This is a genomic window from Pseudomonas sp. NFACC14 (genome assembly GCF_900106885.1).
Classification (GTDB): Bacteria; Pseudomonadota; Gammaproteobacteria; order Pseudomonadales; family Pseudomonadaceae; genus Aquipseudomonas; species Aquipseudomonas fluorescens_AA.
Window position 1 is genome coordinate 57,076 of record NZ_FNOA01000029.1, and the last position, 9,813, is coordinate 66,888.

A 9,813-nucleotide genomic window follows, 5' to 3' on the forward strand; every position below is an offset into this window, starting at 1 on the left:
AATGGCTCACAGGTACGCGGCGTTGGCCGCTTCGAGGCGGCCCTGGGCGCGCAGGATCAGTTCACAGAATTCGCGGGCGGCACCTTCGCCGCCTCGCGCCGTGGTGATGCCGTGGGCATGCTCGCGCACGAAGCTGGCCGCGTTGGCGACCGCCATGCCCAGGCCGACCCGGCGAATCACCGGCAGGTCTGGCAGGTCGTCACCGAGGTAGGCCACCTGTTCATAGCTTAGGTTGAGTTGGCCCAGAAGCTCGTCCAGCACCACCAGTTTGTCTTCGCGTCCCTGGTAAAGGTGCGGGATGCCGAGGTTCTTCGCGCGCCGTTCGACCACCGGGGTCTTGCGGCCGCTGATGATAGCCGTCTGTACGCCGGCGGCCATCAACATCTTGATGCCTTGGCCGTCGAGGGTGTTGAAGGTCTTGAATTCGCTGCCGTCTTCGAGGAAGTACAGGCGGCCGTCGGTCAGCACGCCGTCCACATCGAACACGGCCAGCTTGATGGCTTTGCCACGTTGCAACAGGTCTGTGTTCATTTACATGACTCCCGCACGCAGCAGATCGTGCATGTTCAGGGCGCCCACCGGACGGTCTTCGTCATCGACGACCACCAGGGCGCTGATCTTGTGGTCTTCCATGATTTTCAGGGCCTCGGCGGCGAGCATCTCGGCGCGGGCGGTCTTGCCGTGGGGGGTCATGACTTGCTCGATGGTCGCGCTGTGGATGTCGATGGTGCGGTCCAGGGTGCGGCGCAGGTCGCCGTCGGTAAAGATCCCGGCAAGCTTGCCGTCGTCCTCCAGGACCACCGTCATGCCCAGCCCCTTGCGGGTCATTTCCATGAGCGCGTCCTTGAGCAGCGTGCCGCGCACGACCTGTGGCAGTTCCTGGCCGGCGTGCATCACGTTTTCGACTTTCAGCAGCAGGCGACGACCGAGGGCGCCACCGGGATGGGAAAAGGCGAAGTCTTCCGCGGTGAAGCCCCGGGCTTCCAGCAGCGCCACGGCCAGGGCATCGCCCATGACCAGGGCCGCGGTGGTGGAGGAGGTCGGTGCCAGGTTCAACGGGCAGGCTTCGTGTTCGACATGGACATTGAGGTTCACTTCGGCGGCCTTGGCCAGCGGCGAGTCGGGGTTGCCGGTCACGCTGATCAACTGGATGCCCAGGCGCTTGATCAGCGGCAGCAGGGTGATGATCTCGTTGGTGGAGCCGGAGTTGGACAGGGCCAGGATGATGTCGTCCCGGGTGATCATGCCCATGTCCCCATGGCTGGCTTCGGCCGGATGGACGAAAAAGGCCGTGGTGCCGGTGCTGGCGAGGGTGGCGGCGATCTTGTTGCCGATGTGCCCGGACTTGCCCATGCCGACCACGACCACGCGGCCCTTGCTGGCCAGAATCATCTCGCAGGCGCGTACGAAATCAGCGTCGATATGGGGCAGCAAGCCTTGCACGGCTTCGAGCTCGAGGCGGATGGTACGTTGTGCCGATTGAATCAGGTCGCTGGATTGGCTCATGTCTGAAATCGTATAGCCCGATGAAAAGGCGGCGATTATAGCGGTAATGAACAATTCCCTCACGTAAGTTCGTCATGCTTTGTTCAAGGGGCCACAACGTTTGACATAAAATGTGGCATTTACCTTAAGCCAGGCTTAACGGGCGGGGCGTTGGCCTTGGGCGCTTGGCTGTTGCAGTGATATAGTTCGCCGCCGGTTCGTGTGCCCGGCGGTACCGGCGCTTGTCGGCTGCCCGGGGCATTCGAATGTGAGGCTGCATCGCAAGGAGTTTAGATGAGTGCCGACAACGCCTACGCGGTCGAGCTGAAGGGACTGTCCTTCAAGCGAGGGACGCGCAGCATTTTCAATGACATCGATATTCGCATACCACGGGGCAAGGTCACCGGCATCATGGGGCCCTCCGGGTGTGGCAAGACCACGCTGTTGCGGCTAATGGGCGCGCAGCTGCGTCCCAGCGCCGGCGAAGTCTGGGTCAATGGCCAGAATCTTCCCCAATTGTCTCGCAGCGACCTGTTCGATGCGCGCAAGCACATGGGCGTGCTGTTCCAGAGCGGCGCGCTGTTCACCGACCTCGATGTGTTCGAGAACGTGGCGTTTCCGCTGCGGGTCCATACCGACCTGCCGGAAGAGATGATCCGCGACATCGTCCTGCTCAAGTTGCAGGCCGTCGGGCTGCGTGGCGCCATCGACCTGATGCCCGACGAGCTGTCCGGCGGCATGAAGCGGCGGGTCGCGCTGGCGCGGGCGATTGCCCTCGATCCGAAGATCCTCATGTACGACGAACCCTTCGTCGGCCAGGACCCGATCGCCATGGGGGTGCTCGTGCGGCTGATCCGCCTGCTCAACGATGCGCTGGGCATCACCAGTATCGTGGTCTCCCATGACCTGGCCGAAACCGCCAGCATTGCCGACTACATCTATGTGGTCGGCGACGGCCAGGTGTTGGGGCAGGGCACACCGCAGGAACTGGCGGATTCGGACAACCCGCGCATTCGCCAATTCATGAAGGGTGATCCGGACGGGCCGGTGGCGTTCCATTTTCCGGCCACGGATTACCGTACCGATCTGCTGGGGAAGCGCTGATGCGCAAGAAATCACTGTTGGAAAGAGTTCGTCTGTTCGGTCGCTCCGGCATCGATGTGGTGGCGGTGCTGGGCCGTTCCTCGCTGTTCCTGATGCACGCCTTGCTCGGTCGCAGCGCGACGGGCGGCGGCTTTGGCCTGCTGGTCAAGCAGCTGCACTCGGTGGGCGTGATGTCCCTGGTGATCATCGTGGTCTCCGGGATCTTCATCGGCATGGTGTTGGCGCTGCAGGGCTTCAGCATTCTGTCCAGCTACGGTTCGGAGCAGGCGGTCGGGCAGATGGTCGCCCTGACGTTGCTGCGTGAGCTGGGTCCGGTGGTGACGGCGCTGCTGTTCGCCGGGCGAGCCGGTTCGGCGCTGACGGCTGAAATCGGTAACATGAAATCCACCGAGCAGTTGTCCAGCCTGGAAATGATCGGTGTCGATCCACTCAAGTACATCATTGCCCCGCGCCTGTGGGCCGGCTTCATTTCCCTCCCGGTGCTGGCGATGATTTTCAGCGTCGTGGGGATCTGGGGCGGCTCCTGGGTGGCCGTCGACTGGCTGGGGGTCTATGAAGGTTCCTACTGGTCGAACATGCAAAACAGCGTCGACTTCCTCGATGATGTCCTCAATGGCGTGATCAAAAGTGCCGTGTTCGCGTTCGTCGTGACCTGGATCGCCGTGTTTCAAGGCTATGACTGTGAGCCCACTTCAGAGGGGATCAGCCGTGCCACAACCAAGACCGTGGTGTACGCCTCGCTGGCGGTCCTGGGCCTCGACTTTATTCTGACCGCCTTGATGTTTGGAGATTTCTGATGCAAAACCGCACCCTGGAAATCGGTGTCGGCCTTTTCTTGCTGGCTGGCATCCTGGCTTTGCTGCTGCTGGCCTTGCGGGTCAGTGGACTGGCGCCGACGGCAAGCACCGATACTTATAAACTTTATGCCAACTTTGACAATATCGCCGGTTTGACGGTCAGAGCCAAGGTGACCATGGCCGGTGTGACCATCGGCAAGGTCACGGCAATCGATCTGAACCGCGAGGATTTCACCGGTCGGGTGACGCTGCAGCTGGAAAAGCGCGTGGACAACCTGCCGACTGACTCCACGGCGTCTATCCTCACGGCCGGGCTGCTGGGCGAGAAATACATTGGCATCAGCGTGGGAGGGGAAGACACCGTGCTCAAGGACGGCGGTGTCATCCATGACACGCAGTCGTCCCTGGTGCTCGAGGACCTGATCGGTAAATTCCTGCTCAATACCGTTAGCAAAGACGCCAAATGAGGAGCTTTTGAATGATCTCTATCTTGCGACGTAGCCTGTTGGTGTTGCTCGCGGCGCTGCCGTTGATGGCCAACGCCGTGGCCGCGCCTTCGGCCCATGACATCATCCAGGACACGACCACCCGGTTGTTGGCGGACCTTGCCGCCAATAAAGAGAAGTACAAGCAAGACCCCAGCGCGTTCTATGACGCGCTGAACGGCATCGTCGGCCCTGTGGTGGACGCCGATGGCATCTCCAAGAGCATCATGACCGTCAAGTACTCGCGCAAGGCGACCCCGGCGCAGATGACCCGCTTCCAGGAGAACTTCAAGCGCAGCCTGATGCAGTTCTATGGCAACGCCCTGCTGGAATACAACAACCAGGGCATCACCGTCTCCCCGGCCAAGGATGAAAGCGGTACCCGCACCAGCGTCGACATGCAGGTCAAGGGCAACAACGGCGCGGTCTATCCTGTCTCCTACACGCTGGAGAAGATCAACAGCGAGTGGAAGGTGCGCAACGTGATCATCAATGGCATCAACATTGGCAAGCTGTTCCGCGATCAGTTCGCCGACGCGATGCAGCGCAATGGCAACGACCTGGACAAGACCATCGACGGTTGGGCTGGCGAAGTCGCCAAGGCCAAGGAAGTGACCGAAGAAGCCAAAGAGAAGCAGGAACAATGATCGAGTCGGTGAGTGAGTCGGCCGTTCGTCTGGGCGACGCGGGTGAGCTGCTGCTCAGTGGCGTGCTGGACTACCGCACCGGCCCGGCCTTGCGCAAGCAGGGCCAGGCGCTGATCAAGTCCGTCGGTGCCACCGAGGTGGTCATTGACTGCTCGGCGGTGCAGAAGTCCAGCAGTGTCGGCTTGTCGCTGCTGCTGTGCTTCATGCGGGACGCCAAGGCGGCCGGCAAAACGTGGAGCATCCGTGGGATGCCCGAAGACATGCGCGAAATAGCCCAGGTCAGCGAGCTGACCGAGCTGTTGGCGCACCCCTGACCCACATTGTTGGAAAAGTCCCCCCGTCAGAGTCCTGCTTCGCGGGGTTCGCAGGCGCGGGGCTTTTTTGTATGATGTGCGACCCGCGCGCACAGGGCGCCGATTGAGGTTGAGCATGCAGGCTGTAGAAGTGAAGAGCTTCCTTGAAGGAAAGCTGCCTGGTACACAGGTGGAAGTTGAAGGCGAAGGCTGCAACTTCCAGCTGAACGTGATCAGCGATGAACTGGCGGCATTGAGCCCAGTGAAGCGCCAGCAGAGCATCTATGCCCATTTGAACCCATGGATTGCCGATGGCAGCATCCACGCGGTCACGATGAAATTTTTCAGCAGCGCGGCCTGGGCCGAGCGCACCTGAGCCCAAGGGCCTCGAGATTCTTATGGATAAACTGATTATTACCGGCGGCGTTCGTCTTGATGGCGAAATCCGTATTTCCGGGGCAAAGAACTCCGCCCTGCCCATCCTGGCCGCAACCCTGCTGTGCGATGGTCCTGTGACCGTGGCCAACCTGCCGCACCTGCACGACATCACCACGATGATCGAGCTGTTCGGCCGCATGGGCATCGAGCCGGTGATCGACGAGAAGCTCAGCGTCGAGATCGACCCACGCACCATCAAGACCCTGATCGCCCCGTACGAGCTGGTGAAGACCATGCGTGCGTCGATCCTGGTACTGGGCCCGATGGTCGCCCGTTTCGGTGAAGCCGAAGTCGCCTTGCCTGGCGGTTGCGCCATCGGCTCGCGTCCGGTGGACCTGCACATCCGCGGCCTGGAAGCCATGGGCGCGGTGATCGACGTCGAAGGCGGCTACATCAAGGCCAAGGCGCCGGAAGGCGGCTTGCGCGGCGCGAACTTCTTCTTCGATACCGTCAGCGTGACCGGTACCGAGAACATCATGATGGCCGCCGCACTGGCCAAGGGCCGCAGCGTGCTGCAAAACGCCGCCCGCGAGCCTGAAGTGGTCGACCTGGCGAACTTCCTGATCGCCATGGGCGCCAAGATCAGCGGTGCCGGCACTGACACCATCACCATCGATGGCGTCGAGCGCCTGCATTCGGCCACCTACAAGGTGATGCCGGATCGGATCGAAACCGGCACCTACCTGGTGGCCGCTGCGGTCACCGGTGGCCGCGTCAAGGTCAAGGACACAGATCCGACCATCCTCGAAGCCGTCCTGGAGAAGCTCAAGGAAGCCGGTGCCGAAGTCACCTGCGGCGAAGACTGGATCGAAGTGAACATGCACGGCAAGCGGCCCAAGGCTGTCAACGTGCGGACCGCTCCATACCCGGCGTTCCCGACCGACATGCAGGCGCAGTTCATCTCCCTCAACGCCATTGCCGAAGGCACGGGCGCGGTCATCGAGACGATCTTCGAAAACCGCTTCATGCACGTCTACGAACTGCACCGCATGGGCGCCAAGATCCAGGTCGAAGGCAACACGGCCATCGTCACCGGCACCGAGAAGCTCAAGGGCGCGCCAGTCATGGCCACCGACCTGCGGGCGTCGGCCAGCCTGGTCATCTCGGCCCTGGTTGCCGAAGGCGATACCCTGATCGACCGCATCTACCACATCGACCGTGGCTACGAGTGCATCGAAGAAAAACTGCAGATGCTCGGCGCCAAGATCCGCCGCGTGCCGGGCTAGTTCCGGCTGCATGGGTACACGGATGTGCCCGTTGATTTCGTTTCAGGTCGAGGGTGTCTGCACCCTCGATGTGTGTCCGGCGCCGCTTGCGACCGGGCATGAGTACCTTGATAAGGACTGACGTTTCCCATGTTGACCATCGCACTGTCCAAGGGCCGCATCCTTGATGACACCCTGCCGCTTCTGGCTGAAGCGGGCATTGTGCCGACCGAGAATCCGGACAAGAGCCGCAAGCTGATCATCCCCACGACCCAGGCCGATGTGCGCTTGCTGATCGTGCGTGCCACCGATGTGCCGACCTATGTGGAACATGGTGCCGCCGACCTGGGCGTTGCCGGCAAGGACGTGCTGATGGAATACGGCGGCCAGGGCCTGTACGAGCCCCTGGACCTGCAGATCGCCCGTTGCAAGCTGATGACCGCCGGTAAAGTCGGCGCGCCGGAGCCCAAGGGGCGTTTGCGCGTGGCGACCAAGTTCGTCAACATTGCCAAGCGTTATTACGCCGAGCAGGGACGTCAGGTCGACATCATCAAGCTGTACGGTTCGATGGAGCTGGCGCCGCTGATCGGCTTGGCGGACAAGATCATCGACGTGGTCGACACCGGCAACACCCTGAGGGCCAACGGTCTGGAACCCCAGGATTTCATCGCTGACATCACCTCCCGGTTGATCGTCAACAAGGCGTCGATGAAAATGCAGCATGCTCGTATCCAGGCTCTGATCGATACTCTGCGCAAGGCAGTGGAATCGCGACACCGCGGCTGATTCACCTGCGCGACCTCGAGTCGCGCCCGTCTATCCGTGTCATAGCCAATTTTCTCAGGTGCCCACGCGAATGGACTGGTAGCTTAGGGCGCCTGAGCATTTGCCATTAATGAGGCCCTCGCTATGACCGCTCCCACTTCGATTCGCCGACTCAACGCTGCCGATCCGGATTTCGCACATCATCTGGATCATCTGCTGAGCTGGGAAAGCGTGTCTGACGACTCGGTCAATCAGCGGGTGCTGGACATCATCAAGGCCGTGCGCGAGCGTGGCGATGCCGCCCTGGTGGAGTTCACCCAGAAATTCGACGGCCTGCAAGTGGCGTCCATGGCCGACCTGATCCTGCCGCGCGAGCGCCTGGAACTGGCCCTGACCCGGATCACCGTGCCCCAGCGCGAAGCCCTGGAAAAAGCCGCGTCGCGGGTGCGTGACTATCACGAAAGGCAGAAACAGGACTCCTGGAGCTACACCGAAGCCGACGGCACGGTGCTGGGCCAGAAAGTCACGCCGCTGGATCGCGCCGGCCTGTATGTGCCGGGCGGCAAGGCGTCGTATCCATCCTCGGTGCTGATGAACGCCATCCCGGCCAAGGTCGCCGGCGTGACCGAAGTGGTCATGGTCGTCCCGACCCCGCGGGGTGAAATCAACGAGCTGGTGCTGGCCGCCGCCTGCATCGCCGGGGTGGACCGGGTATTCACCATCGGCGGAGCCCAGGCCGTGGCTGCGCTGGCCTACGGCACCGAAAGCGTGCCACGGGTGGACAAGGTGGTCGGGCCGGGCAATATCTATGTCGCCACCGCCAAGCGTCACGTGTTTGGCCAGGTCGGCATCGACATGATCGCGGGCCCTTCGGAAATCCTCGTGGTGTGCGACGGCCAGACCGATCCGGACTGGATCGCCATGGACCTGTTTTCCCAGGCCGAGCACGACGAAGACGCCCAGGCGATCCTGGTCAGCCCGGACGCCGAGTTCCTCGACAAGGTCGCTGCCAGCATCGACAAGCTGCTGCCGACCATGGACCGCGCCGAGATCATCAACACCTCGATCAACGGCCGTGGGGCGCTGATCAAGGTCGATGACATGGCGCAGGCCATCGAGGTCGCCAACCGCATCGCGCCGGAACACCTGGAATTGTCCGTTGCCGATCCGCAAGCCTGGCTGCCACAGATCCGCCACGCCGGCGCGATCTTCATGGGCCGCCACACCAGCGAGGCACTGGGCGATTATTGCGCGGGGCCCAACCACGTGTTGCCGACTTCCGGCACCGCCCGCTTTTCGTCGCCGCTGGGGGTGTATGACTTCCAGAAGCGTTCGTCGATCATCTTCTGCTCCGAGCAGGGTGCTTCCGAACTGGGCAAGACCGCCTCGGTGCTGGCCCGTGGCGAATCGCTGAGCGCCCACGCCCGCAGCGCCGAGTTCCGCATTCTTGATGAGCAATCCGTTGAAGGGCAGGGGAACTGAAATGAGTAAATTCTGGAGCCCGTTCGTCAAGACCCTGGTGCCCTACGTGCCGGGCGAGCAACCGAAGCTGACCCGCTTGGTCAAGCTCAACACCAACGAGAACCCTTACGGCCCATCGCCCAAGGCCCTGGCGGCGATGCAGACCGAACTGAACGACAACCTGCGCCTGTATCCGGACCCCAACAGTGACCTGCTCAAAGGCGCCGTGGCCCGCTACTACGGCGTGCAGAGCAACCAGGTGTTCCTGGGTAACGGCTCGGATGAAGTGCTGGCACACATCTTTCACGGTCTGTTGCAGCACGACCAGCCGCTGTTGTTCCCGGACATCAGCTACAGCTTTTATCCGGTGTATTGCGGGTTGTATGGCATCCAGTTCGACGCCGTGCCCCTCGACGCACAGTTCCAGATCGATCCGGCGGACTATGCCAAGCCCAACGGCGGGATCATTTTCCCCAACCCGAACGCACCCACCGGCTGCCTGCTGGCGCTGGACGCGGTCGAGCGGATCCTCAAGGCCAGCCCGGATTCGGTGGTGGTGGTCGACGAGGCCTACATCGACTTCGGTGGCGAGACGGCCATCAGCCTGGTGGATCGTTATCCGAACCTGCTGGTGACCCAGACACTGTCCAAGTCCCGCTCGCTGGCGGGGCTGCGCGTGGGCCTGGCGGTGGGCCATCCGGACCTGATCGAAGCGCTGGAGCGGATCAAGAACAGCTTCAACTCCTACCCGCTGGATCGCCTGGCGAACGTCGGCGGCGCGGCGGCGTTCGATGATCGCGAGCATTTCGACCGGACCTGCCGGTTGGTCATCGAGCACCGTGAATGGGTTGTGGCCCAACTGGAAGTCAAGGGCTTTGAAGTGCTGCCCTCGGCGGCCAACTTCATCTTCGCCCGCCACCCCCGGCACGATGCGGCGGGCTTGGCGGCGAAACTGCGGGAGCAGGGGGTGATCGTGCGGCACTTCAAGCAGGAGCGGATTGCCCAATTCCTACGGATCAGCATCGGCACACCGGAGCAGAACCAGGCCCTGATCGAAGCCCTCGGCGAACTCTGAAACCCTGCATTGACCCTGTGGGAGCGGACTTGCTCGCGAAGGCGTAGTGTCAGTCACT

At 62.2% G+C, this 9,813-nt stretch carries 12 protein-coding genes; 10 read left to right on the plus strand and 2 right to left on the minus strand.

Going from position 1 to position 9,813, the window contains the following annotated elements; genetic code table 11:
- Positions 1-6: 6 nt before the first annotated feature.
- Together BLU85_RS27500 and BLU85_RS27505 are read right to left on the minus strand one after the other, a co-directional pair.
- Entirely contained in the window at positions 7-531 is a 525-nt protein-coding gene (locus BLU85_RS27500; protein ID WP_060739154.1) for a KdsC family phosphatase, read from the minus strand.
- Positions 532-1,506, minus strand: coding sequence for a KpsF/GutQ family sugar-phosphate isomerase (locus BLU85_RS27505; protein ID WP_092205008.1), 975 nt, complete (start codon positions 1,504-1,506; stop codon positions 532-534). It lies immediately after the preceding gene.
- Positions 1,507-1,779: 273 nt separating this feature from the next.
- On the opposite strand from BLU85_RS27505, the gene BLU85_RS27510 reads away from it, so the two are divergent.
- From BLU85_RS27510 to hisC, 10 genes are all read left to right on the plus strand, one after another.
- Positions 1,780-2,589, plus strand: a complete 810-nt coding sequence (locus BLU85_RS27510) for an ATP-binding cassette domain-containing protein (RefSeq protein ID WP_092205009.1) — start codon at positions 1,780-1,782, stop codon at positions 2,587-2,589.
- Positions 2,589-3,386 carry a lipid asymmetry maintenance ABC transporter permease subunit MlaE gene (gene mlaE / locus BLU85_RS27515; protein WP_092205010.1) on the plus strand — a complete coding sequence of 266 codons (798 nt, stop codon included), beginning with the start codon at positions 2,589-2,591 and terminating at the stop codon, positions 3,384-3,386. Before BLU85_RS27510 ends, mlaE begins: the two co-directional genes overlap by 1 nt.
- Positions 3,386-3,853 carry an outer membrane lipid asymmetry maintenance protein MlaD gene (gene mlaD / locus BLU85_RS27520; protein ID WP_003178020.1) on the plus strand — a complete coding sequence of 156 codons (468 nt, stop codon included), beginning with the start codon at positions 3,386-3,388 and terminating at the stop codon, positions 3,851-3,853. Before mlaE ends, mlaD begins: the two co-directional genes overlap by 1 nt.
- 11 nt (positions 3,854-3,864) lie before the next feature.
- On the plus strand, positions 3,865-4,518 hold the full coding sequence (locus BLU85_RS27525; RefSeq protein ID WP_060739150.1) for an MlaC/ttg2D family ABC transporter substrate-binding protein: 654 nt from the start codon (positions 3,865-3,867) through the stop codon (positions 4,516-4,518).
- A gap of 8 nt (positions 4,519-4,526) precedes the next feature.
- Positions 4,527-4,832 carry an STAS domain-containing protein gene (locus BLU85_RS27530; RefSeq protein WP_092205013.1) on the plus strand — a complete coding sequence of 102 codons (306 nt, stop codon included), beginning with the start codon at positions 4,527-4,529 and terminating at the stop codon, positions 4,830-4,832.
- A 115-nt stretch (positions 4,833-4,947) separates the two neighbouring features.
- Positions 4,948-5,187, plus strand: a complete 240-nt coding sequence (locus BLU85_RS27535; protein WP_007953556.1) for a BolA family protein — start codon at positions 4,948-4,950, stop codon at positions 5,185-5,187.
- Positions 5,188-5,209: 22 nt separating this feature from the next.
- Positions 5,210-6,475 carry a UDP-N-acetylglucosamine 1-carboxyvinyltransferase gene (gene murA, locus BLU85_RS27540; RefSeq protein ID WP_025211869.1) on the plus strand — a complete coding sequence of 422 codons (1,266 nt, stop codon included), beginning with the start codon at positions 5,210-5,212 and terminating at the stop codon, positions 6,473-6,475.
- A 129-nt stretch (positions 6,476-6,604) separates the two neighbouring features.
- On the plus strand, positions 6,605-7,240 hold the full coding sequence (gene hisG, locus BLU85_RS27545) for an ATP phosphoribosyltransferase (protein ID WP_003197870.1): 636 nt from the start codon (positions 6,605-6,607) through the stop codon (positions 7,238-7,240).
- 123 nt (positions 7,241-7,363) lie between these two features.
- The gene (gene hisD / locus BLU85_RS27550) at positions 7,364-8,701 is read left to right on the plus strand and encodes a histidinol dehydrogenase (RefSeq protein WP_092205011.1); all 1,338 of its coding nucleotides are present in this window, start codon (positions 7,364-7,366) and stop codon (positions 8,699-8,701) included.
- A 1-nt stretch (position 8,702) separates the two neighbouring features.
- The gene (gene hisC, locus BLU85_RS27555) at positions 8,703-9,755 is read left to right on the plus strand and encodes a histidinol-phosphate transaminase (protein WP_092205012.1); all 1,053 of its coding nucleotides are present in this window, start codon (positions 8,703-8,705) and stop codon (positions 9,753-9,755) included.
- Positions 9,756-9,813: the final 58 nt, after the last annotated feature.